The organism is Chitinophaga ginsengisegetis (genome assembly GCF_900168065.1).
Lineage (GTDB): Bacteria > Bacteroidota > Bacteroidia > Chitinophagales > Chitinophagaceae > Chitinophaga > Chitinophaga ginsengisegetis.
On record NZ_FUZZ01000004.1, the window covers coordinates 293,571 to 318,629 of the forward strand.

Genomic DNA, 25,059 nt, shown 5'->3' on the forward strand with positions numbered 1-25,059 from the left:
AGAAAGAATTGTTTTCTTTTGCCTTACTGACCGGGAGCATTAGGCCGCTTCCGGTTTTTTTGGCGGTTGTTACAGTCAGGTGTTCATAACTAATGTTTTAAGGTGTGACAATTATTTTTCCATTGTTCATTGTAAAGTGTACTCCGCCTGTTTTTTCGAGTACTTCCAAAACGGTTGATACATTCACATCGCGTGGGATGGAGCCGGTAAAATGACGTTGGATATTACCCCGGATCTCCACCGCTATATTGTATTCTCTTGACAATTGCCGCATTACGGTATGGATATCATCCTGCTCAAACCAGAAGAGACGGTTTTTCCAGGCCATCACGGCGTTCAGGTCGGCGTGTTTCATTACACGGATATTCCCCTGGCGGCCCAGCTGTGCCTGTTCTCCTGGTTGCAGCAGTGTGGCGTTATTGCCTTCGGTTACCTTTACGGCGCCGTCGAGCAGCGTGGTATTAACGGCCGCTTCATCTTCATACGCCATGATATTAAAACTGGTACCAAGCACTGTTACCCGTAAGTTATTCACGGTAACTAAAAAAGGTTTGTCTGCATTTTTCGCCACCTCAAAGTAGGCTTCTCCGGTTAATGTTACCTGTCTTTGCGCACCCGTGAACGCCGCCGGGAAACGCAATGTAGACGCGGCATTGAGCCATACTTTAGTACCATCTGACAGGGTTACCTGGTATTGCCCGCCGCGCGGGGTGATGATGGAGTTATACAGCGGTTCTGCAGCTGCGCCTGCCGCTGAACTGTACAACAGGCTTCCGCCAGCCGATTGAATGATTTGTGTTTGCCCCTGTTGGGTAAGTAGCCCGCTGGCAACGCTGTCTAAAGTCACAGACGCGCCATTAGCTAAAATCAGGATGGCCTTTTTTCCTGCCGGTGCGGCATCATTCGCAGGTGCAGGTGCAAGGGTATGCTTTGCTACCTGGCTTGTGGAAGAAGAACGGGAATACCAGCGCCACCCCCCTCCTGCCAGTAACAGGAAGGCCACTGCGGCAGCCACCTGGTAAGGCAGCCATCTGTGTGTTTTTTCTTTGCGGACCGGTACCGGTGGCGTGATACGGGCTGCCACCCCGTCGATCACTTCCTTGTGCATGGCATACAGATCTTCCTCTGCCGGGTGGTCTTCTGTTGCTACCCGGTTGATCATCTCCGAAAATATTTCCCTGTATTCTTCCTTCTCCGCATACTCCATCAATAGGATGATCTCCTCTTCACTGCAACGGTTTTCCAGAAATCTGGCAAATAATTCTTTTAAAAAAGATTCATCAGGATCTTGGTTCATATCAGCTAATACGAACGAACGAAGGTTTACATTTACCCGGAAGGAAAAAAAATTTAAACCTGTTTCTGCGTGGGGAGGAATTGTTACCGCAGGATCAGGTATGCCAGCAGTATACCGGCCACATCGCGGTTGGCCATCAGCTTCTTTTGGATGGTGCTGGTAGCCTTTACGATCTGGCTGTTGACCGTAGCAGGAGAAATGCCCAGCAACTCGCTTACTTCTTTATAGGTTCTGTTTTCCAGTTTGCAAAGCGTAAATATGATCTTACGCTGGGGAGGAAGATCGTTTATAGCAGCCTGTATGAGGTGCATGGTTTCTTTTTCGTGCAGCCATTCTTCTGTGTGCAGGTAATACTCCTGCGCCGCAGCGAGCAACTTATCCATCAAAACCTTATCCCGTTTTACTTTCCGGTAAAAATCGATCACCAGGTTATTGGCAGTGGTAAACAAATAAGAACGGAAAGATTTCTCCGGGTCAATCGCCTCATGCCGGAGCCAGGTGTTTACAAACACCTGCTGCAGCAACTCCTGGGCAAGGTCAGCTGATTTGACCAGTTTTAATAAATTGCTGTAAATACGCGGACTGTAATGGTAATAGAGGACATGAAATGCCTTTTCATCTCCCAGGGAAACGCTGGCAAGGAGCTCTTTTTCATTGTATAACTGAACGAATGACAAACGTACCGGTTTGATTACAGAGCATAAATTTAATGAAAAACCGATACGGGATGTATTAATTTTAGGCTACGTTATTCCACATGGAATACTTCTTCCATCCCCGACCATGTTTCTCCTTTAGCGGCTGCATCCGGTAAAGGAAGCTGACAGGGCGCTGTTACTTTCCACCATTGTTGGGTGGTGCTGTCCTGCTTCATCTTCTCCATATCCGCTTTGAAATCTCTACCGGTGTATTCAAAATAGCTGAATAAAAACCAGTGATCATTTATATTTTTCAGGTAGATGGAATAATTGTGGATATGACATGCTTCAATCGTTTTCAGCACGTCCGGCCATACTTTTGCATGCAGCGATTTATAGGCTTCTATCTTCTCCGGCCGGAGGCCTGTAACCATTCCGTAACGGCTGTTTTGACGGGCGGTATCTTTACAGGAGAATAAAGACAGCGATACCGCTAATAGCAGGTGGTGAATTTTCATAATCGTGGTTTGGTTGCGAAGGTAGTGGGTGCAGGGGAATGATGTAGTGATTTCTTTGACTTATTTCAGCACGATATTGACTATATCTCCATTACTTCCCGAATGAGTCTCCAATGCCCCGGACTTGCGTATCTCATGGACTATCCATGCACTATCAATGCACTATCTCTTCTCCGGGACCGAATAATTCCGGCGTTCCTGATAGCAGGTACTGCTTGCTACCCGGTTTAAAAAAGAAGAGACGCTGACCAGCAGCGTCTCTTCTTCATAGCAAATACATCTGTCAGAGTTTAATTACCTTAAATGTAATGGCCTTAAATTCATTTTCCAGTTTAAGCAGATAAGTACCTGCCGGCAATGAACTGATGTTCTGATTGATGCGTGTTTGTCCTTTGCTGATGCGCCAGTATTTAACTACCGCACCATGCATGTCCAGCACAGAAAGCAACGTATACACCGGTTCTTTTAATTCCAGGGTAAGTTGTCCTGTTGTTGGATTTGGATAGAAGATCACCTTTTTGGTGTCTGTTGATCCGGGTGCGTACTTTAATTTTACATCGCTGTAAGCGGAAGCGATACGGGCGGAAGAAGAGTCAACGGGTGATACCGGACAGTTGTCGATGCTGAACCAGTTGAACTTAAAGGTACCGGATGTTATATGAATACCTGTATAGCTAAGTGCCGGCAACGTAATTGTGTCGCTGATAGTTTGCCATACCCCTCCGGTAGATGGCAGGGTAATGCTGCCAAAATTAAAGCCGCTGTGCCCTATCCATATCACCGACGGCGCTGTGGACGAAATCCGGAAACTGATGGTATACTTTCCGGCTGCAGGCACATTCAGGGTGTTGTAAGCAAACCAGTCGCCCCCATACATATTGGTGAAGTTCTGCCCGCCGCCAACATCCGTGCAGGCTTGCAGGATTGGCCTGGTAGAGCGGTTGGAAGTACTTTCTGCCTCATACTTATTATTAACCGAACAGAAATTGCCAACAGTGGCTACGGCTGTAGCGCTGATGGAGTCGCGGGATGCGGTAACGGTGAAGTTACCCGGCGTATTGCCGGCGGTGAATACACCCGTTGCGCTGATCGCATTACCGGCGCCGGTAGTTGTCCATACAGGCGTAAAGGCAAAGAGACTGTCGCGCTGATCATACCCTTTAGCAGTAAACTGCTGCGATGCGCCAAACGGTACAGTGGCCGTATCCGGTGTAAGTGTAATACGCGTTAACCGGGGTGCGGCCATTACATGCACGCTGGCGGTGTCGCTCACTGTTCCCGCAGTTGCCGTGATGGTGTAATCGCCCACCACGTTAGCCTGGAACAAACCAGCTGTACTGATGCTGTTGCCTGTGCCGGAAACAGACCAAACCGGGCTCACGGTGAACACGCTGCTGTCCTGTCCATAGCCGGAAACCGTATATTGTTTTGTGGCGCCGGTGATCAACGTTGCCGTATCCGGTTTAACAGTAAGCCTTGCCAGTGAAATGGAATCGGCACGGATAAAGCGCAGCCAGTTGAAGTTCCAGCCATCTTTGCCGGCCTGGATCCTGATCGTTTTCTGTCCGGGTAATAAGCGTATAGGCGCCGACGTTACTGTGATCCAGTTTTGCCAGCCACCGCTTGCGGGAAGGGTTACAGTTTGCAGTGTAGCGGTATCCAGCATTACCTTCAGGCTGGAAGCTGAGTTAACAGCCACGCGGAACTGGATCCGGTATTCGCAGTTGTTGGACGGTACATTGATATCATATTCAAGCCAGCTGCCCGATCCAATGTAACTTACATTCAGGCCACCACCGGTATCTGATGTGGACTCGGTGCAACATACATTGCTGTTGTCAAAACTCTCTGCCTCTATTTTTGCAGGTATCGGCTTATAGTTGGCAGATCGCCGGTTGGCAATAGCCGCGGCCGTTTTGGTGACGCTGTCTACTGTTATGGTGGCGGTAATTTTAGCAGTGTCGTTCAATGTGGCGAGCCCGCCTGCCGTGATGCTGTTACCACTGCCGGTAACACTCCATACCGGTGTAACCGCCATTACATGCCCGTTCTGGTCCAGTGCTTTGACGGTGTATTGCTGCGTTTTACCGGGAAGGAACGTCAGCGTGGCGGGTGTTACCGCCACGGAGTCCAGCACGGGTGTGCCTAATCCTTTCTGGGAAATGCGTACATAATCCACCATCATGCTATCCGGCCAATCTGCTTCTACAATGCTACCTCCCATACCACCTCCGACGGCAACGTTCAGTATGAGGAAAAACTTCTGGTCAAAGGGCCAGTCTTTCCAATCGGTATGCGGATTAGGATAGGTCAGCACTTTGATGCTGTCGTACAAAAACCGGATGGAGTCCGCACTCCATTCCATGCTGTACACATGATACGTGGTATCTGCATCGGGTAAAATTTTGCTGCCCGACACCTGGCCGCCATTGGTCCAGTTATGGTTTTGCGTGTGCACGGTAGACAGTACCGTACCAAAATTATTACCTACATGTTCCATTACATCCAGCTCACCGCTTTTGGGCCAGCCGCCATACACGCTGCTGGTGGGCATCAGCCAGATGGCCGGCCAGGAGCCGCGGGCACGGGGCAACCGGGCGCGTACATCTACCCTGCCATACAGAAAGTCCATTTTGCCTTGTGTAATAAGACGGGCAGATGACCAGGGCTCGGTGGTATTTCCATTGGGGAAATCTTTCTTGCCTTTGATGATCAGCTTACCATCTTTCACACGTGCATTATCGTGCGTGGTATCTGTATACACCTGCTGTTCTCCATTGATCCAGCCTTTGGGCTGCGGATCTACTTTCCATTTGGTAACATCCGGTACGCCATCGGTATTAAATTCATCGTTGAAGATGACCGTCCAGTTGGGATTACCTTCAAACACCACATTGCCTTTTACATTGTATGCAGCAGTGTTGGCGTTTACCAGTTCCGTTCCTGAAACCGTGAGCTTTAAAATAGCCCGGGAATAATTAGCGGGTGAGTTACCACTGAGCGTAACACGCGCAATGGTATCATTTACCCGTTGCACATTGCCGACAGTAACGCCGGGAGGCAGGTTGGTGGCGGTCCAGTTAGCCGCGGTGAGTACGGAATCAAATACGCCTCCGCGCACCGTAGCAGTGAGTACTGCGCCATTCTCGTGGCCCATTAAAATGCTGGTATCTTTTACCGTGATACCAGTTGGGTTGGGCCCCTGTACCAGGTCGAAGTACAGGATACCATTGGCTTTCTTGCCATCGATATAATGTACTTCGATGCGGTTAAAATCTGTCCGTTGTTTTACGCTCTGAAAATTAAATGTTGCTTCTTCCCATTGATTGATCTGGGTTACTTTGTAGGTAAAGTACACCGCTTTGGAGTAGTTATCGCCGGGTTGCAGCTTAAACATGATCTCATCTTTCGTGCTGGCATACACCAGCATTTTAAAGGTGCTGTTGGTAGACAGGTCGAATGAATCCGTAAGGCTGCTGCCTGCACTCATGTACTCAAAGCAGGTAGTATCCTTTATGAACTTGGCTACCAGCGGACTGGTATTCAGCCCGGATACACTGGGGTTAGGCACACCGAACTGCACCTTCCCCGTAGTGGTATTACCGGCGTAGTAGGTCCACCTGCCGGAGCAGGGGCCGCTACCTTCCATGTTATCTAAAAGCAGGTATTGTGCCTGGAGCGGACCGCATAGGAACACGCCGAACAGCAACACCAAAAGTGTTGAGATGTTTTTCATAACGCTTCATTTAGGATGAGTAACCGTGGTTATTATAAATTCGGGTTTACTAATGCATCTACACCGGGTATAGGCAACCAGTAATTTGCCTGGGTGATGGCTCCCGCAGGCTGCAGATCACCGGGATCTTTACCGGCGTTGGCTGCAGCTACCTGGTCCAGTCGCACAAGATCAAACCAGCGGCTCCATTCACCTGCAAATTCCCAGGCTCTTTCATTCACCACCGCAGCAGCAAAATCAGCGCCCGACAGGTTTGCAGCCAATGGCGCCAATCCGGCCCTGTCACGCACAGCATTGATGGCTGCATATGCCTCGCTGTTGGGCGTACCGGCAGAGCGGGCCTGCGCTTCGGCGTAGATCAGCAATACATGTGCATAACGGATCATGATCACCGGGTTGTTTGACATATATACGGCCTTATCTCCTGCCTGCTGGATCGTGAACTTTTTATAGTAAGGATGTTTGGTGGTAGTTTGCTGCCAGGGAATGGTAGTGCCGTTCACTACAAACTCCGTGGAAAAGGTGTCGTCTTTTCTTTTGCCTGCCGGGAAGTTGTTGAAGAACTTCAGCTCCGGAAAGAAATCGCTCCAGCCGCCTTCATTTTCCGGCATGGTAGAAAGACCGTAAAATGAATTGTAGGTAGACCATTGCCCACGGGTGAAAAGTGTGAACACATCTTCCTTTGTACCACCTGCGAAGATCTTTAAAAATCCTCCCTGGTGCAGGTCGAAACCATACGTTGCTTTATTGTCTATTACCTCTTTTGCCTTAGCGGCTGCCAGTGCGTATTTCGACTGATCCTTCAGCGGCCATCCGGCTTCTGTAAGATATACATCTGCCAGCAATGCTTTCACGGAACCTTTGTTAGGTCTTCCCGGGTCACGTTTGTCGTTGGGTACCCATTGTTCTGCCCTGGCCAGGTCTTCTTCTATCAATTTATATACATCGGCAGGTTTACTTTTTTTGATGGTAAGAAGTTCGGGAGAATAAATTTCAGTAGGAATGATAGGTACTTCTCCCCAGAAGCGGGTGAGCCAGTAATAACACAAAGCCCGCAGGAAGCTGGCTTCTCCCACAATGGTTTGTGTCTTCGCTACAGTACCATCCGTTACCCGTGTGTAGTTGTTGATGATATTGGTGGTAGACTGGATCGTTTTATAACAGCCCAGCCAGATGGGTGTCATCCTGCCATTCAGCGAGGTAACATTGAAGCGGTCAAATTCGCGGAATTCTTCTTTATTGGAACCGGGATGTGTGGTAAGATCATCAGCGCCCATCGTCATGGCGATCTGTGATACGCTGGTGAAACCGCTGGTCCACGGCACCATTAAGCTGCCATATGCGCCGGTAAGCGCTGATTCAAGTCCTGCCTGGCTGCTTAATGCCTCCGCTCCTCCTACCAAACCCCTCGGGCTTTCTGTAAGCTCCTTGCTGCAACCCGCGGCAAATAACAACGTGGCTGCGAGAAATATTTTTTTCATGTGGAATCGTTTAGTCATGTACGTTATTTTTAAAAACTGAGCGTAACGCCTCCGGTAATTGTTTTTGCATTTGGATAAGAACCGAAATCTATTCCCTGGCGGATATCACCGTCAGCAGAATTGGCTTCAGGATCTATACCGCTGTAATTGGTGATGGTGAACAGGTTGGTAGCGTTCACAAACACTTTGATACCAAGGGCATTTTTCAGTTTTGATTTTGGTATATCGTAAGACAGGCTTACATTTTTAAGACGCAGGAAATCTGCTTTTTCCAGGAAGCGGGTACTTTGTGTGAAGTTCCTGTTCGTGGAACTGAATGCAGGGATATCTGATGTTTCGTTCACGCCGGGAATATACCTGTCTTTAATTTCAGCCAGTGTGGCTTCCCGCGCATCTCCGCCATAGTACATGGCTGCAGCGTTATTATAGTTCAGTTTTTCAAACCCGAAGAGGCCCTGGAAAAACAGGTTCAATGTAAATGCTTTGTAAGTAACGGTGTTATTCCAGCCGATGGAAGTTTTCGGAATACCTGTACCAATCACGCCATAGTCGTTGGCATCTATCTTTCCGTCGCTGTTGATATCGAGATACTTTGAATCGCCTGGTTTAGCGCCAAAATCCGCGGCCTTTGCATCGCCTGGTTTCCAGGTGCCCAGGTAAGTGAGGCCCCAGATAGCGCCCAGCGGCTGTCCCGGCATTACAACAAATTCGGGTTGCTGCGACATACCACCGCCAATTTTGCGGGTATTTGGATCAAAGATCATGGTCTTACCAGCGCCGATATATATTACCTTATTTTTGATAAAAGAAACATTCACGGAGCTATTCCAGTTTACGGCGCTTTTATCAATTACGGCAGCTTCTACGGATAATTCCCAACCTTTATTCTGCACGGTACCAACATTGCGGGTAATGGTGTTATTACCCAGGTAAAGCGGCAACGTTTCGTTCAGCAGCAGGTCGCGCGTATCTTTTATAAAGTAGTCTGCCGTCAGGTTAATCCTGTTGTTTAAAAATCCAACGTCCAGACCCACATTTTTTTGCTCGGTAGTTTCCCACTTCAGATCAGGGTTACCAATATTACCCATGACGATACCGGTCAGGAAAGTGGAATTGGTAAAAGATGCCACCCTGTTGGAATAGGCCGAATAAGTAACGTAAGGATTTACGCCCTGGTTACCTGTAAGTCCCCAGCTGCCACGCAGTTTCACGGTGCTGAGCGCCGGTATTTCCTGCATAAATGGTTCATTTGAAATCACCCAACCCGCAGACACGGAAGGGAAATAGGCGAACCTGTTATCGCCACGGAACTTGGAAGAACCATCACGACGCAGCGCGGCCGAAACAAGGTATTTATCTTTATAACCATAGTTAACACGACCTACGAGAGAAAACAAGGCCCATTTGGAATAGCCGGAAGACGGGCCTCCCGCAGTACCCTGTGAGAGGTTATACCACTGGAAATTTTCGTAAGTAAGATTGGAGGCGCCGGCAGATACATAGTTATAAGTGGACTGCTGGTATTCCATTACTGCGGTTACATCAAGATTATGTACCTCATTAAATAACCTGCGGTAGTTTAAGGTGTTTGTATTCTGGAGCGTAATCTCTTTGTTGGACCGGATACTGCTGGTTGCATTGCCTGAGTTGGTGATCTTTCCGCCGAAACTTTTGTTCTCGTATCCCAGGTAGTTCACACCATACTGCAGGTGGTAGCTCAACCCTGGCAGGATTTCAAAGCGGAAACCTCCTATCATGTTAGCCAGCATTCTATCAGTTACCGCGAGACGGTCAACAGTTAATGCCACCGGGTTGGAAAAGAGGGAGCCCACCGGGTCGTTGGGTGTGAAGGTACCGTCGGCTTTTCTTACCGGTACTGTCGGCGACCAGGTGATGGCCTGCGCCAGCGGGCTGCTTGGGCCATCGGCAGGGATGTCTACATTCTGCGCGGTGCTGTAGGAACCGGTGATGTTAAGCGTGGCAGACACCCTGTCTGAAAGACGCGAGTTGATGTTAGATCTTACCGTATAACGTTTGTAAGAAGAGTTATTGATCACGCCATCCTGGTTCAGGTAGTTGCCGGAAATAAAATAACCGGATTTGTCGTTGCCGCCTGCGAGGCTCAATAAATATTCCTGGCTAGGTGCAGCCCTGAAAATTTCATCCTGCCAGTTGGTACCGCCATTAGCGCGGTAGCCTGCTACCTGCTCGTCTGTAAATGGTTTCGTGGTGCCTACCGCTGTAGCGTGTGCGTTGGCAGTTTCCGCAAAATCACCGGCATTCAGCAGGTCCAGTTTTTTAATAACGGTAGAAGAAGAAAAGCGGCTGGTAAGATTCACTTTTAAAGCGCCTTTGCTGCCTTTCTTCGTGGTAACAATAATAACACCATTGGAACCACGGCTACCATAAATAGCGGTGGCAGATGCATCTTTCAACACCTGGATAGATTCAATATCATCCGGGTTGATGGCAAAAAATTCAGCTCCTACAAAACCATCCACTACGTATATGGGGCCATTGTTGCTGGTAATGGAGTTGGCGCCGCGGATACGGATTCTCACAGCACCGCCGGGAGAACCGGCCGCATTGGTTACCTGTACACCCGCTGCCCTGCCCTGTAACACCTGGTCCAGGCGATTTACGGGCTGGTCTTTAAACGATGCCGCGGTTACCGTAGTGATAGCGTTGGTGAGTGTTCCTCTTTTTTGTTCTCCATAACCTACTACTACCAGTTCATTCATACTGGAAGCGCTGGACTGGAGTATAACCGGCAGCTCGCTTTTGGCGCCTACCGGTACTTCCTCTTTATTATAACCAATGGATGAAACAATCAGTATTGCATTTTCGGTTGGTACGGTGATGGTGTACTCGCCGTTTTCATTTGTTACCACGCCTCTGCTGGTACCTTTTACCTGCACCGTTACGCCAGGCAGGGGTTCTCCTTTTGCGTTGGTGATACGCCCTTTCACTTCCTTGTCTGGCGGTGCGTTTGCGGGTGTCACCGGCGCGCCTTTCCGTTTAATAACAATCACCTTATCTGTGATCGTATAAGTGAGTGGCTGATCCAGGAAACAGGCGTCCAGCGCTTCCTGCAGGGAAGCGTCTTTCAGTTGCAGGCTAATTTTGCTGATGTGAAGCAGTTGTTCATCGGTATACAAAAAAGTATAGCCGGTTTGCTTTCTGATCTCTTTAAAGGCCTTGTCCAGGGATATGTTACGTTGCGATAAGGTAACTGTTTGTGAATACCCGGCTGCATGTACCTCCAGTAGGGTAATGGTCATCAAAAGCACCGTTAATTTCATAATCAGGAACGTTTTTACTGATAATCGTGGAAATTTTTTGACCCACGCAGGGCTTGGTTGCCCGCTTTGGGAAAAAAGCGTCAATTGCATACATTTGTGTAGTTTGGGTTGATAATGATAATTGTCGAAAGCGATTTTAATTACAGGCCCGGATCTAACCGGGGGCGCAGCGAACGCTCCCGGTTTTTTTGGGCACTTCAAAAACTGGTAATGGAATAAACATTAAGGACTCATAACGTCAATGTTTTTTGTAACGTGGAAAAAGGATTCAGGGCGATACAATCAGTTGTTTTCCCTTTATTTCAAAATGTACTTCACCGGTTAGTTCCATCATTTTCAACACCTGCGATACCGGCACATTCCGAGGGATGATACCCCTGAAGTGGGCAGATACGGGCGCTTTGTATATTACCTCCACATCATACCAGCGTGCTATCAAACGCATGGCCGAAGCGATGTCGTTGCCTTCCAGCTGGATAAATCCATTTTTCCAGGCCACTGCTTCTTCTGTATTCACACTTGCGGGGGCAGATAAGGTGCTGTTGCTTTTATTCAGCGCAATACCTTCGCCCGGCTGCAGGCGTTTACTGTTGCCATTGCTGCTTACGCGTACGGCGCCTTCCAGCAGCGTGGTTTTAATCTGCTGTTCATTGTCGTATGCCATCACGTTGAAATGAGTGCCCAGCACGGCGATTTCGAGGCTGTCCTTTCCATTATCTGTACGGGTGGGCACCATTACCCGGAAGGGTTGGTGGGCATTGGCGGCTACTTCAAAATAGGCTTCCCCGTTCAGCTCCACCTGCCTGTTGCGGCCGTTAAAGGAAACGGGATATTTTAAAGTGCTCTCGGCATTCAGCCATACGTGGGTGCCGTCCGGCAGCGTTACCTGGAACTGGCCGCCACGCGGGGTGCGCAGCGTATTATATTGCATGGTCAAAGCATCATGTGATGCCCCGTTATAGGTATAGGTGAGCTGGCCTGCGCCCTGCCGGGAAATTTTTGTATTGCCCTGTTGCGCCAATGTGCCGTTGATGGCGCTATCCAGCGGTACCTGGGTGCCATCTGCCAGTATAAGCACCGCTTTGTTGCTACCGGGCGCCACATCGTTGGCCGGTTTGGGTGTAACGGTTGCCAGTGGCACGGGAGCCGGCTTTTGCATCAACCGGTACGCGCCGCCTGCCAACAGCAACACACCGGATACAACGGCCGCTGCCAGCCATGCGCGCCGGTATTGCGGACGCATAGGTACCACCCTTTCTACGGGGCGGTCGGCGGCCAGTATATTAGCGGCCACCTGGTTCCAGTAAGTTTCGTCGTAATCCGCTGCTTCGCCGGGAAGTTCCTTTCGCAGCAGCATCTCCGCCAGTTGGGCGGTATGTCCGGTATCATCAGCCTGGATCAGGTCTGATAATTCCTGGAGCTCGTCGGCAGTAGCAGTATGGCTTACAGCCTGCTGCAGGAGGTATGCTAAACGGTCTTGTATCGACAATTTATGATCGTTTTTGATTGTTAATCAGTGAACGTGGTCGCTTCCTTAAAACGTGGTATTATACATACAGACGCGCAGGTAAATATTTAGGACCTATGGAAAAGAAAAAAAATTTTAACGGGTCAGCAACCACACCACCACGGCGGGAAAAAGGTGGCCCGACAACTCCAGTTGCTTCCGGATAAACTGCAGCGACCTTACCAGGGAGTTCTTAACGGTGTTGGGGGAAATGGACAACTCTCCGGCGATCTCCGGTATTTTAAGCCCCTTTTCACGGCTTAAGAGATAGATCCGCTTTGCCTGCGGAGGCAGTTGCGCTACTGCTTCGCTTACCTGTTTCATCATGGCGTTGTATACCATTGTTTCTTCCGTGGAACTGGCCGGCGCATCCGCAGTATAGTCTGATGTAATGGCATCTATGGCCTTGTGATGAACCACCTGTTTACGGAGATAGGAAAACGACAGGTGAAAAACGATCCGCAGCAGCCAGGAACGGGGATTTTCTATTTCCGGGAGCTTGTCGCGGCTGATCCATAACCGCAAAAATGTTTCCTGGACAATATCATCTGTCACAGAACCGGTTTTGGTCAGATGTAATATCAGTGGCCGCAGCTCAGGAACATACCGGCGAAAGAGCATGCGGAAAGCGGTTTCATCGCCTTCCGAAATCAGTTGGAATAGTTCTTTATCGTTATATAGCTGCGCATGCATATGTACTGCCCCCCGCTAATGTAGGAAAATTTAATTGCGAATTAATATTTTCCTGGAAGGGATAATATGAAGAAGCCCCGGGGAAAAGAATTCCCCGGGGCTGTTATCATTCATCTAAATTCACAGTCTTATTTCATCCACCAAACTTTTACAGTATTGGAGTTACCCCCCATCTGGCCGGTTTGTGTCTGATAATTTACAGTATTGTTGATCGATTCCTGTTCCGGGTATTGCAGCCTGTTAAAGTTCACATAAGTAGCCGGGTTGCCATCACGCGGCGTGCGGCCGGTTCTTCTCCACAAGTTATAAGCGAGCCAGGGCTGACGGAAAAATGATAACCATTCCTGTGCATAGATCTTATCCAGCTTCTGGGCGTCGGTGCCGGTAAAGGCTACTTTCGGATTAGCCAGGAATGCCGCCATCTGTACCGGCGTAGGACTTGCAGGTGCTACACTCGACCAGGCATCATTGGTAACATTGGTATTGTGCGCAATAAAGTACCAGAAGTTCACGGCAGAAGTAATACCTGCGGTGTACTCCGTACCTGCGGTAACCATGTTCTTCGCTACACCGAGGCCGCGTGCATATGCTTCTGCTTTCAGGAAATGTACTTCGGCAGCTGTCAGAAACAATTCAGGCTGATAATAAATATCTCTTACTATATAATAATTAAAGGGAGAAAATTTGCAGTTGTCTTTGTTGGTGAAATCACCATCCCTTTTATCCTGGTAAGGATTGGTATTATCGCTGGCGGTGCTGCCCGGCTGAAGCGGCGCCCAGGCACCTGCCTGGTTGGTTTCAAAGAACAACACTGCCCGCGGATCAAAGATCTGTGCCGTGCTTGTACCATCCGCCATCAGGTTCCAGCAGGTAGTGCTTAAGCGTACAAATTTATGCGAGGTAAAAGACCAGAAGCGGCTGTCGTTGAGTACATAGCCACCAAGTTTGCCAGGCCACATGCCGGCGTCTTCTCCTTCGCCGATCAGCGGAATCCCACTCAGGGCGTATTGCAGGTAAGGCGTGGCGGTAGCCGCATCCTTTTCTACTATCTGCATGGCATAACGCAGCAGCAGGGAGTTCCCAAACTTCTGCCACATGCTGATGTTATTGGCAAATAATGTTTCAGAAGCACCCAGCGACTGGTAAGCCTTTCCGCCCGGTGTAGTGGCAGCAGTGGTAAGATGCTGTGACGCCCATTTCAGTTGTTCCAGCAGGCTTTTATAGATACTTTCCTGTGAATCGTACTTTGGACGGTAATTAGCGGTGTTATAAGTATACGCAAGCCCTGCCTCTGAATAAGGAATATCCCCGAACTGATCGGTGATGCGCAAGGTTTTATACGCACGTAAAATGTAGGTGATGGACTGGATATTATCCATTTCCGCTTTATCTCCTGCATAAGCATTAATCTTATCCTGGATCTGGTTCAGATTCTGCAGCGTACCATAGTAATCATTCCAGATGTCCAGCGCACCATTCTGCACCAGGTAACCGGAGCTACCACTGATAGTAGCCAGCTGCGTAACCGGGTAGTAGTATTCGTTATGAATGGCCGCCTGCTCCTGCCCTTTCAGGAACAGGGTGCTGATTACCCCGTTTATCATGGGCGGTATGGTAGAAACGGTAGGTAATCCCGGCGTGGTGTTGATATCCTGGAAATCTTTGGTACAGGCTCCAAGCATGATGGATGCACCGGCTATATAAAGGAATATTTTCTTTGTGTTCTTCATGTTTTACACATTTTAATCGGTGAGTAGATCTGTTCCTTTAAAAAGAAACCCTTACCTGGAAACCTAAAGAGCGGAAGCTCGGCATAGACATAAACTCCAGCCCCTGGGCATTGCCTGCACCGTTTACACCTTCCGGGTTGATATGATCGGGCAATGAAGTGTAGAGGTAAAAGAGATCCCTTCCTACGAGCGACAGTGAAGCGGCCTGGAATACTTTTGTTTTTCTTACAAAGCTCTGTGGCACCTGGTAGTTAACAGCAATCTCTCTCATCTTCACCCAGGTATTTTCCAGCACAGCGCCCCTGTTGATCCAGTCGCTTCCTTTCACACCGGAGCCCAGATCGGTACTGCTCCATACGCCGTAAGGCATGTATTTATAATAGTAATGCACTACGTTATCATTCACTTTTCCATCGGGGAATACACCGGGCAATACCACGCCCCAGTTGGTTTGTGTGCCATTAGGCGTAGTGTATGGCAACCCGCCGCCATTCCTTTCTTTCAGTGTTTCCGGCGCCTGTCCCTGTTGCATAATGGTAGCATAGGTACCGGACCAGATGTCGCCGCCGATTTTTGCATCAATGAGCGTGCTTACAGAAATGCCGCCTTTGAACGTAAATGTATTGGTGATACCACCGGTTAATTTAGGCGTAGCGTTGCCCAAGGGCACCAATCCATCGGTAGCCTGGTACAGGGTACCGTTCATGGCTGTATTGCCGAAAGGATTCTGTACCATCAGTGGCAGGCCGGTTTTTGGATCGTAGATATAATCATGGCCGTAAATGGTACCAAACTGGTCGCCCACTCTTGCTGAAATAACCGGGCCGTGTCCGCCGCCATCGTTCCAGGCGCTCGCCATATCTACGCGGTCAGTACCGTCAGACAACGACAACAATTTATTGTTGCTGTGCGCCAGGTTAAGGGATACATCCCATCCAAATTCTTTCCGGTCAATTACTTTAGCACGCAGGATCAGTTCCATACCTGAATTTTCAAGCACACCGGTATTCACCACAATCGTGCTTACCCCGGAGCTTATAGGCAGTGGAGAGCTGAGGATCTGGTTCCTGGACTTTCCTTTATAATACCTGAAATCAGCATTCAAACGGTTATGGAGAAAGCCTAACACAACGCCGAAATCAGCGGTGGTGTTAATGGCTGGTTTGAAGTCTTTCGCCGGCAGTGAGCTTGGCAGCAGGTTAGCCGCCTGGCCTGCGAATGTTAAGCTGGAATAATTATAGTTAACCTGGTAAGGAGCAGGATCTACTGCTGCCTGCGCCCACGCTACCCTTATTTTACCAAAGCTGAGGATAGCCGGATCTGTCTTCAGCAGATCAGAAAATACAAAGCTACCTGCAAAAGACGGGAAGAAGTAAGACCACTGATCTTTAGGCAAGGCGGATGACCAGTCGTTACGACCGGTTACATCCAGGTAAAGATAATTCTTGTACGACAGGTTAATGAAACTGTATACAGAATTCATGCGTTTACGCAGCTGGCTTTCTGTTACCGGGTGCGGGTTGCCGAGATAAGTACCTGTGTTCAGTGAATATACATTGGGGATTGCCCAGTTATCGTTGTAATTAAACATGCCGTACATGTCGCGCTGGTAAATGGTTCCACCCAGTGAGAACTTTGCGTTAAGCACACCGTTCAGCAGGTTTTCTTTATGCAGCGTTCCGATGAAATCCATGTTGGAAGCGTTGTCCTGCTCTGTACCATGACCATAATATCCTTTGGTGATGCCTATAACATCCGTAGGTTTGTTTTTGATGGTCAGCTCATTGGTGTTATTATCCAGTCCTCCGCGGAAAACAAAATCCAGGAAGTCGGTGGCTTCATAATTCAGCTGTACGCCGGCCAGTAATTTACGCCTGTTCTGAACCGTATTATTTTCAAAGATATTCCACACGGTATAGCCGCCATTTCCCACCCACGGGAAACCGGAAAGGGTGTTCTGTGAGCCGTCTTCATTTTTATAGATGCCGATATCTTCGCCACGGTAGTTCCTGCCGGCATTGTATACCAGGCGTTTCATCCAGGAATTGGCATCGTCGTTACCCAGTTGCGGAGGGTTATGATATTGATTAACGATGTAGGAGGAAGTAACCTGCACATTTACTCTTTTTGTGAGCTTCATGTTGGCGCCGAGGTTGAAGGTATTGCGGTAGTAATCACTGTTTGGCAATACTGCTTCATTATCCAGGCGGGAATAGGATGCCCGGATAGATCCCCATTCGTTACCGCCGGAGAGGGATACGTTATGTGTTGACTGTGTACCATTACGGAACAGCAGTTTAATATTATCGGGTTGCGGTACATCTGCCTGTTGGGAACCATCCCACCAGGTGACCATTTTGCCATCCATTTTCGGGCCCCAGGAAAGGCCTGAACCGGCCCATCCCACCTGGTTCCAGGTATTTACGCCAAAAGGACCGGAGCCTGTTTTAGGGTCCACAAACATGCCGCTCCAGTTTTCTGTTAACTTCGGATTGCCGTTGGCATCTGTTAAATATTGCGGCGGATCTAACGATACCATACCTCCTGCGCCATATTCATTCTGCAACTGGAGGAAACGGTATGGGTCAATATTTTTATAGCCATAGGTATAGTCCACACCCAAACCGTTGCGTTTTGCGCCTTTCTTAGTGGTGATCAGGATAACGCCGTTAGCGCCTTTACCACCATACAAAGCGGCGGCGGTGGGGCCTTTCAGCACGCTGATGGTTTCAATATCTTCGGGATTGATCATGTTGATAGGGCTACCGAAATCTTTCGGAGAACTGGTGCTGGCAGCGTTTGCGTTGTTGCCGGCGTACATGGCGCTACCGGTAGGTGCATTACGCACATCGTAAGGCTGCGCAAGGTCATTGGCCATAGGCATACCATCCACAATGATCAGGGGCTGGTTATCGCCCTGGATAGTGTTGTTACCGCCAATAACGATGCGGGTGGTACCACCGTCCACACCATTCGGACTGGTTACATTCACACCTGCCATTTTTCCGGCCAGTGCATTCACAATATTGGGCGCATTGGATTTAGCTACTTCTCCCCCTTTTACTTCTTCCTGTGAATAGCCCAATGTTCTTACGCTTCTTTTGATACCCAATGCGGTTACGGCTACCGCATCCAGCGAGGTGGCGGAGGTAGTCATCACGATATTCAGTACCGGGTTGGCGCCTACAGTTACACGTTGCTGGGCAAAACCAATTGAAGAAAATACAAGGACATCCCCTTCCTTTGCGTCCAGCTCAAAATGCCCTTCTACGTTGGTAACGGTACCCCTGTTGGTACCGGCCACCATTACATTCACACCTGGCAACGGGCTGCCGTCGTTGGATTTTACGATACCACTGATCTTTTGAAACAGCACGTTAAACCCCTCAATATTCATAGGGGCTTCTTTCTTCAGCACAATCTGTTCATTGATCACTTCAAAAGTGATGTGCAATGGACTGAGCAGACGGTGTAACACTTCGCCCAGCTGCTCATCGCTGGCCTTTACCGCAACCCGTTGTTTAACGGGTAATGTGCTGTTATTATAGGTGAAGTTTACGGCAGTTTTCTCCGTAATTGCCCTGAGGATATTACGCAGGTCGGTGGGCGGCATATTTAATGACACCTTTTTGCTCAATACTTCCTGTGCGTGCACATCCCGGGCGAATGTACAGGTGATCAGGCTGAGCAGAAAACCTATTTGCAGAAGAGTAACCCTCATAAAAAATATGACAGTCCGGTTGGAGTTTGCAATTTTGTGCATAACTTCAAGTGTTTTGTTGTGATTAATGAAAACGTTAGTACGACAAATCCTTTCCTGTGGCAGTTGTCCAGACGTTACAGGAAAAAATTACAGGGTGGCGGTGTTAGTGCATCGCCACTTTTTTTTGGTTGATAGTCAAGTGAACTCAGGGATCATTTTAGCGGAATTACAAGTGAACAATACTTTTAACTACAGGGCTTCCCGGTAATATATACCTGGCCCCCGCTGATTTTATAGCTGGCATTGATAGCTGCACAAATGATTTTCAGTTTATTCTCAAATGATTCATTGGTGATGGTAGTGGTGATCATGCACTTCCCAAACACTTCCTCGCTTGCATTAATTTTTATACTGTAGGCCGCTTCCATTGCCTGGAAGATGTCTGTTACGGCGGTATTGTCAAATACAAAAGGCGGTGGCTCCACGGCAGGCAGCAATGCTGCCACATCGCTGGTATTCAGCGAATCGGCCACAAATGCCGAGGTACGGGTATTAAAACGGATCTTATGATTTGGTGTAACCACATAACTGCGCTGTTCTTTATCGGCGAGGTTGTACACGGCTATTTTACCGGTTTTTACGGTCACCGTTAAACTCCCGTTTTCTGTTGTTACCCGGAAACTCGTTCCCAGCACTTTGATCCCCACTTCAGGCGTATATACAAAGAATGGCCTGGCAGCGTCTTTGGCGATATCAAAAAACGCATCACCTTTCAGGAATACTTCTCTTTTGGGTTGTAATAAAAAGGCATCGTGGCGGATAGAAGCGCCTGCGTTCAGCACTACGGTGGAACCATCTGTAAGCCAGGCTATTTGATTGGCATTAGTAGTGTTGATACGGGTAAGCTGCTCATTTTCCATGTGGCTGTCCAGCTTCGCGGCTACCGGTGTTTTGTTGTCTTTTTTCAGGTAGATGGATAACAGGGTAATACCTGCCAGCACTGCGGCCGCTGCCCCCCACCACCTGTAACGCGAAATCCTTCTTATGCGTGCCGGCGCCCATTCCGTAGCAGGGCGTTCTTCCGCGATATGTTCGTCGAGGGCGGCGTATACTTCCTGCAGCAGCGATTCGTCTACTGCGGGTTGTGGTACGTTGCCCAATGCCAGCACCATACTGCGGGCCTTTTCGAGATCAGCGACCCGTTCGGGATGCGCTGCCATCCACTGCTCCCACCGGGCGGTATTAACCGCATCGGGGCGTAACACCCATTGAACAAAGCTATCGTCCCGGATAAATTCCCAGGTATCCTCTCCAAAATGCTTCATGCAGCTGTTTTTTTTGAGACAATTAACTGCCCCTTTATCATAAATGACAAAGACGCTCATTTTATACTCAAAAAATTTAAAGTTTTTTTAACTTAGGCGGAAATGCCCTGCCATAGCGGAAACAGGATGTCAGAGAAAGAGATAAAAGGTTTCCAGCAGGCGCCGGGCGAACGGAGTGGTTTCCAGCGTTTCTTTGATGCGCCCCAGGGCGTTATAAAGGAGATTGCTCACAGACTGGTACTTCATGTGCATCAGTTCTGCAATCTGGGCATTGGTAAAGCCCATATAAAAGCGGAGGGTGATAATTTCCTGCTGCCGCCGCGATAATTTCCGGATCGCATTATCGAGCAGGATACTGCGTGAATCACTGATTTCTGCATCAATGATCCTTTCTTCTACGGTAGATTCTACCTGGTTATACTGGTGAAGGAATTTATCCTGCCTGCCGGAAGCAGTTCTGTATTGATAATTGGCCCTGATCAGTTTATACTTCAGGCTGCGGCATAAATAAAACCGTATGGCCACTTCGTCGCTGACGGTATCCCTGCTGTTCCACATCTCTATAAAAAGATCATGGATCATGTCTTTCAACTTCTCCCGGTCCGTACAAAACCTGAAACCGTATTCAAACAGGTACCTGGTATATTCGCGGTAAATCAGCGTAAAAGCAGCTTTATCGCCACCTTTAAATCGCTTCCATAAAGCAGCTTCCTCAAAACAAACGTCTTTTCTTGCAGGCATGCGTGGATCTTTTACGGCAAAACTGATCTTGGTATCAATTGGGTTGGCTAAAATTTTGGATGTACCCGAAATGTAAATATTTTTTATCAATCAATCAAATATCATTCAAATACCATAAAGGAATAACATAAAAATATCAGTAAGAAAGCTGTTTTTTTAATTGTCCGTTTTACACCTGATAATAAAGGAGGCGACATAAAATGCCATCTCCTTCATCTATTATTGATTGCTTTTATAAAGGATAAGGGCGTAATGGTGCCCTAACTTCTTCAGTCAGCCCTGAAATCATACTGATTTTTTAGTATATTTATCTTAACGGTAAAGTATACTCCTTAATTTTCACGTATGAACAATATTTCCAAGAGAAGACTTTTTGATGCTGTTGCCTGGCAGTTGGCCCAATTCCCTAAACCTGATATGCTGGCGGCTAAGATCAACGGACAATGGAAAACCTATGACACCGCCAGTGTTGTTGAAATTGTAAATCGTTTCAGTGCAGGACTGCTGCAACTGGGTGTTGGCGGGAACGACTTTACGCCCGAAGGCGCCGATAAAATTGCTATTATCAGCAACAACCGCCCGGAATGGGTATTCACGGATCTGGCTGTGCAGCAAACAGGCGCTGTGCTGGTGCCCATCTACCCTACTACCAACCCAGCCGAGCTGCAGTTTATCCTGAAAGATGCCGCGGTAAAATATATGTTTGTGAGCAGTAAGGAATTGCTTGATAAAGTAAACAGTATCCGGGAAGGGGTTCCTTCTTTACAACATATCTATACCTTTGATGAAATACCCGGCACAACACACTGGTCCACCATTCCGGCGCAGGCCACTCCCGCCTTGCTGGAGCAGGTGGAAAGCATCAAAGCGGGCATCGATCCTCATCACCTGGCCACCATTATTTATACTTCCGGTACTACCGGCACACCCAAAGGCGTAATGCTGTCGCACCATAATATTGTGTCGAATGTTTTATTGTCCAAAGAAAGTTTTCCGTTTGAAGATTCTCCGCAGCCCAGTAAGGTATTGAGTTTTTTACCACTGAATCACATTTTTGAGAAGTGCGTAACTTATATCTACCTGTATAGCGGCATCAGTATTTATTATGCCGAAAGCATGGATACACTCAGCGCCAACCTGAAAGAGATTAGTCCGGATGGCTTTACCACCGTTCCCCGTCTGCTGGAAAAAGTATTTGAAAAAATAATGGCTACCGGCAGCGAATTAACAGGTGTCAAACGTAAACTGTTTTTCTGGGCGGTATCCCTGGCCGGAAAGTATGATAACAATATCAGCGGAGGCGCGTGGTACAACCTGCAGCTGGCCATTGCCAATAAATTAATATTCAGTAAATGGCGGCAGGCGCTCGGTAATAAGATCCGGTTTATAGTAACCGGTGGCGCTGCCTGCCAGGAAAAACTACTGCGTATTTTTAACGCCGCGCAGATCCCTGTGTACGAAGGATACGGGCCTACCGAAAACAGTCCGGTTATTTGTGTGAACCGGAAAACACCGGGCGATATGAAGTTTGGTACCGTAGGTCCACCCATTAATGGTATTGAAGTAAAGCTGGCAGAAGATGGCGAGATCTGTGTAAAGGGTCCATCGGTAATGATGGGGTATTATAAAAGACCGGACCTCACCGCCGAAACCGTTATTGATGGCTGGTTGCACACCGGGGATGTGGGATCATGGGTAGATGATAAATTTTTGAAAATAACAGACCGTAAGAAAGAGCTGTTTAAAACCAGCGGTGGAAAATATGTGGCCCCTCAGCCCATTGAAAATAAATTCAAGGAAAGTCCTTTTATTGAACAGATCATGGTAGTAGGTGAAGGGGAGAAATTTACGGGCGCATTAATTGTTCCGGCTTTTACCTACCTGAAGTACTGGATGAACCAACAGAATATTCCTTACACCACCAATGAAGATGCCGTTAAAATACCGAAGGTGCTGGACATGTACCAGGAGGTAGTGAACAATTACAACCAGCACTTTAATCATGTGGAACAAATTAAGAAGTTTGAACTGCTTACCACAGAATGGAGTATTGCCGGCGGGGAAATGACGCCAAAGCTCAGCCTGAAAAGGAAGGTAGTCACGGAGAAATATAAAAATACAATAGCAAAAATATACAGTTAGGAAGATGATTTCCGGAATTCCTTCACGATACGTATCACTACAGGGATGGTGACTGTAACGATGATAACAATGATAAAATATTTAAGATAAGGTTTCAGGAAAGGCATGCTGCCAATGAGATAGCCGGCCAGTACAAAGCTGAATCCGTATGCGATGGAACCAATGGTAACAAACAACAGGAAGCGGCGGAAATCAAGTCCGATCATTCCTGCCACAATGGGTGCAAACGTGCGGATGAGAGGAAGAAATATGCCTGCCGTTAGCGCGGTGGCGCCATATTTTTTATAGAATGCTTCTGCTGATACGAGGTACTGCCGGCGGAAGATCCCGGAGTCTTTCTTATTCTTCAGCAGATGACCGGTTTTCCGGCCAATCCAATACCCGGTTACATTACCGGCAATGGCAGCAACGGCGCACAGCGCGCAAACCACCAATATATTATAATTGAAATTCCCGTTGGCCGTTAGTACACCAGCGGTAAACATCAGGCCGCCGCTGGGCAGGAAGAAGCAGAAAAACAATCCTGTTTGTCCGAATACCGAAAGGAATACGATGAGTAACCCTCCATAGCTGATTAATGATTCAGCATTCATGTTATAATTTGTTTTAGGGATGTTATGCGCTGATAAAAATTTCTTTTATTAAGATAGATTTCCATGCGCGGATCCGGGGTGTTCACGGATCATTTACAATTTAAACTTTTATTCAATTAAAAAAAGCACGCACTACGCTAATTGGCTGCGTTGTGATCTGCTACTTTAGCCGGGTGAATCCGAATACGCTGATTTCCCTGCCCGATGGGAAACGCCGGAATTGTTTGTATCTAACCACTTTATGTTAACCTTAAAAAGAAAGAAAAAATGAAATCTTATTGTTTGTTATCACGTTTCGCGGGACTTTTTCTCCTTGTCAGTATAGTGGCATGTAAAAAGAATGACACGCTTCTTCAGTCTGTTCCTGATGCATCAAAAAACATGGTAGCCGGTACGCTGGTATCCGGTGGAGAGGTGGCCGTCCCTGTTTCCTGGTATGCGCTGGAGCTGAAGCTGATAAAAGAAACGCCGGGGTTTAGTCCACCCGTGGCAGCCAGGGCTATAGCCTATACCGGCGTTGCACTCCGCGAGGCAGTATTGGGCGGCATGAACGGAGCGCCTTCACTGGGCGGACAGCTCAACGGGCTTGGCCGTCTTCCTGCACCGGAAAGATGGAAGCGCTACAACTGGGCCATAGCTGCCAACAGTGCGATGGCGCAGATTATTAAAAGCCTTTTCGCCAATGCCAGTGTTGAGAACCTCAGCCTGATCAACCAGCTGGAAAGCGACAATCTCCAGGCGTATACGGACAGCTGTTCCCCCGAAGTGGCGACCCGTTCCATCAGTTTTGGCAAATCAATCGCCACTGCTATTTACCAATGGTCTGCTTCAGACGGAGGAAAAGACGGCTACCTGAACAACTTCCCTACCGACTATACGCCGCCGGTAGGACCAGCTTACTGGGTACCCACACCGCCACTTTTCCAGCGCGCCATGTTACCTTACTGGGGAAAGAACCGCCCGATGGTTAAGCCTACGGCAGCTGATTCAGCAGTGATCCCGCATCCTGCTTTTTCAACAGATACTTTCAGCACCTTCTACAAGGCGGCCTACTTTGTTTACCAGAAAGGGAAAACACTTACACCGGAAGAAACCCTCATTGCCCGTTACTGGGCAGATGGCGGCGGTACCTTCACACCTCCCGGTCACCTGATTGCACTCACCACGCAACTGGTTACGGAACAACACCTGAGCCTCGGCCAGGCGGCTACACTGTTTGCACAGGTAGGAATAGGATTGAACGATGCAGGCATCCTTTGCTGGAAGTATAAATACCAGTATAACCTGCTTCGCCCTGTTACGTATATCCGTTCGCATATCGACAGCAGCTGGTCGCCGCTGATAGGCACTCCTCCATTCCCGTCTTACACGTCCGGTCATGCTACTTTTACCAGCGCAGCAGGCAACATCCTGGCTGCACGCTTTGGCAACGGATTCGTGTTTACGGATAAACAAAAAGTGCCGGAAGGATTCTCCCCACGTTCCTTCAACAGCTTCACTGATATGATCAATGAAGCCTCCATTTCAAGAGTGTATGGCGGTATTCATTACGACTTCGACAGCGAAACCGGCAGCCTCACCGGAAAGGGCTTAGCCCAGCGGGTGCTGTCGTTGAACTACTAAAGAAATGTATGTTCCGGTCAGGTGCCCAAA

At 48.3% G+C, this 25,059-nt stretch carries 15 protein-coding genes; 2 read left to right on the forward strand and 13 right to left on the reverse strand.

Going from position 1 to position 25,059, the window contains the following annotated elements; all coding sequences use genetic code 11:
• Positions 1 to 97: 97 nt before the first annotated feature.
• The 12 genes from B5Z18_RS23910 to B5Z18_RS23965 all read right to left on the reverse strand — a co-directional run bounded on the left by B5Z18_RS23910 (position 98) and on the right by B5Z18_RS23965 (position 20,671).
• Positions 98 to 1,297: a FecR family protein gene (locus tag B5Z18_RS23910; RefSeq protein ID WP_079472046.1), complete on the reverse strand. Its 1,200-nt coding sequence runs from the start codon at positions 1,295 to 1,297 to the stop codon at positions 98 to 100.
• Positions 1,298 to 1,380: 83 nt separating this feature from the next.
• Positions 1,381 to 1,974: an RNA polymerase sigma factor gene (locus B5Z18_RS23915; protein WP_159454408.1), complete on the reverse strand. Its 594-nt coding sequence runs from the start codon at positions 1,972 to 1,974 to the stop codon at positions 1,381 to 1,383.
• A gap of 71 nt (positions 1,975 to 2,045) precedes the next feature.
• The gene (locus tag B5Z18_RS23920) at positions 2,046 to 2,453 is read right to left on the reverse strand and encodes an L-rhamnose mutarotase (RefSeq protein WP_079472048.1); all 408 of its coding nucleotides are present in this window, start codon (positions 2,451 to 2,453) and stop codon (positions 2,046 to 2,048) included.
• 283 nt (positions 2,454 to 2,736) lie between these two features.
• Positions 2,737 to 6,189, reverse strand: a complete 3,453-nt coding sequence (locus B5Z18_RS23925; protein WP_079472049.1) for a carbohydrate-binding protein — start codon at positions 6,187 to 6,189, stop codon at positions 2,737 to 2,739.
• A gap of 32 nt (positions 6,190 to 6,221) precedes the next feature.
• The gene (locus B5Z18_RS23930) at positions 6,222 to 7,670 is read right to left on the reverse strand and encodes a RagB/SusD family nutrient uptake outer membrane protein (protein ID WP_079472050.1); all 1,449 of its coding nucleotides are present in this window, start codon (positions 7,668 to 7,670) and stop codon (positions 6,222 to 6,224) included.
• A 29-nt stretch (positions 7,671 to 7,699) separates the two neighbouring features.
• Positions 7,700 to 10,972: a TonB-dependent receptor gene (locus B5Z18_RS23935; protein WP_159454409.1), complete on the reverse strand. Its 3,273-nt coding sequence runs from the start codon at positions 10,970 to 10,972 to the stop codon at positions 7,700 to 7,702.
• A 268-nt stretch (positions 10,973 to 11,240) separates the two neighbouring features.
• Positions 11,241 to 12,461, reverse strand: a complete 1,221-nt coding sequence (locus B5Z18_RS23940) for a FecR family protein (protein WP_079472052.1) — start codon at positions 12,459 to 12,461, stop codon at positions 11,241 to 11,243.
• A 114-nt stretch (positions 12,462 to 12,575) separates the two neighbouring features.
• Entirely contained in the window at positions 12,576 to 13,172 is a 597-nt protein-coding gene (locus tag B5Z18_RS23945; protein ID WP_079472053.1) for an RNA polymerase sigma factor, read from the reverse strand.
• Positions 13,173 to 13,300: 128 nt separating this feature from the next.
• Positions 13,301 to 14,902, reverse strand: coding sequence for a SusD/RagB family nutrient-binding outer membrane lipoprotein (locus B5Z18_RS23950; protein ID WP_079472054.1), 1,602 nt, complete (start codon positions 14,900 to 14,902; stop codon positions 13,301 to 13,303).
• Positions 14,903 to 14,939: 37 nt separating this feature from the next.
• Positions 14,940 to 18,665 (reverse strand): SusC/RagA family TonB-linked outer membrane protein, encoded by a 3,726-nt coding sequence (locus B5Z18_RS23955; protein WP_079472055.1) that lies wholly within the window; start codon positions 18,663 to 18,665, stop codon positions 14,940 to 14,942.
• 185 nt (positions 18,666 to 18,850) lie between these two features.
• Positions 18,851 to 19,930 carry a FecR family protein gene (locus B5Z18_RS23960; protein ID WP_159454410.1) on the reverse strand — a complete coding sequence of 360 codons (1,080 nt, stop codon included), beginning with the start codon at positions 19,928 to 19,930 and terminating at the stop codon, positions 18,851 to 18,853.
• A 129-nt stretch (positions 19,931 to 20,059) separates the two neighbouring features.
• Positions 20,060 to 20,671 (reverse strand): RNA polymerase sigma factor, encoded by a 612-nt coding sequence (locus B5Z18_RS23965; protein WP_143313674.1) that lies wholly within the window; start codon positions 20,669 to 20,671, stop codon positions 20,060 to 20,062.
• Between the two features lie 345 nt (positions 20,672 to 21,016).
• Here B5Z18_RS23965 and B5Z18_RS23970 point away from each other — a divergent pair, with 345 nt between their 5' ends.
• Positions 21,017 to 22,813 carry an AMP-dependent synthetase/ligase gene (locus tag B5Z18_RS23970; protein ID WP_079472058.1) on the forward strand — a complete coding sequence of 599 codons (1,797 nt, stop codon included), beginning with the start codon at positions 21,017 to 21,019 and terminating at the stop codon, positions 22,811 to 22,813.
• Here B5Z18_RS23970 and B5Z18_RS23975 read toward each other — a convergent pair.
• Positions 22,810 to 23,406 (reverse strand): DedA family protein, encoded by a 597-nt coding sequence (locus B5Z18_RS23975; protein ID WP_079472059.1) that lies wholly within the window; start codon positions 23,404 to 23,406, stop codon positions 22,810 to 22,812. The two genes, B5Z18_RS23970 and B5Z18_RS23975, sit on opposite strands and share 4 nt — an antisense overlap.
• Before the next feature lie 267 nt (positions 23,407 to 23,673).
• On the opposite strand from B5Z18_RS23975, the gene B5Z18_RS23980 reads away from it, so the two are divergent.
• Positions 23,674 to 25,029, forward strand: coding sequence for a vanadium-dependent haloperoxidase (locus tag B5Z18_RS23980; RefSeq protein ID WP_143313675.1), 1,356 nt, complete (start codon positions 23,674 to 23,676; stop codon positions 25,027 to 25,029).
• The last annotated feature ends 30 nt before the right edge of the window (positions 25,030 to 25,059 follow it).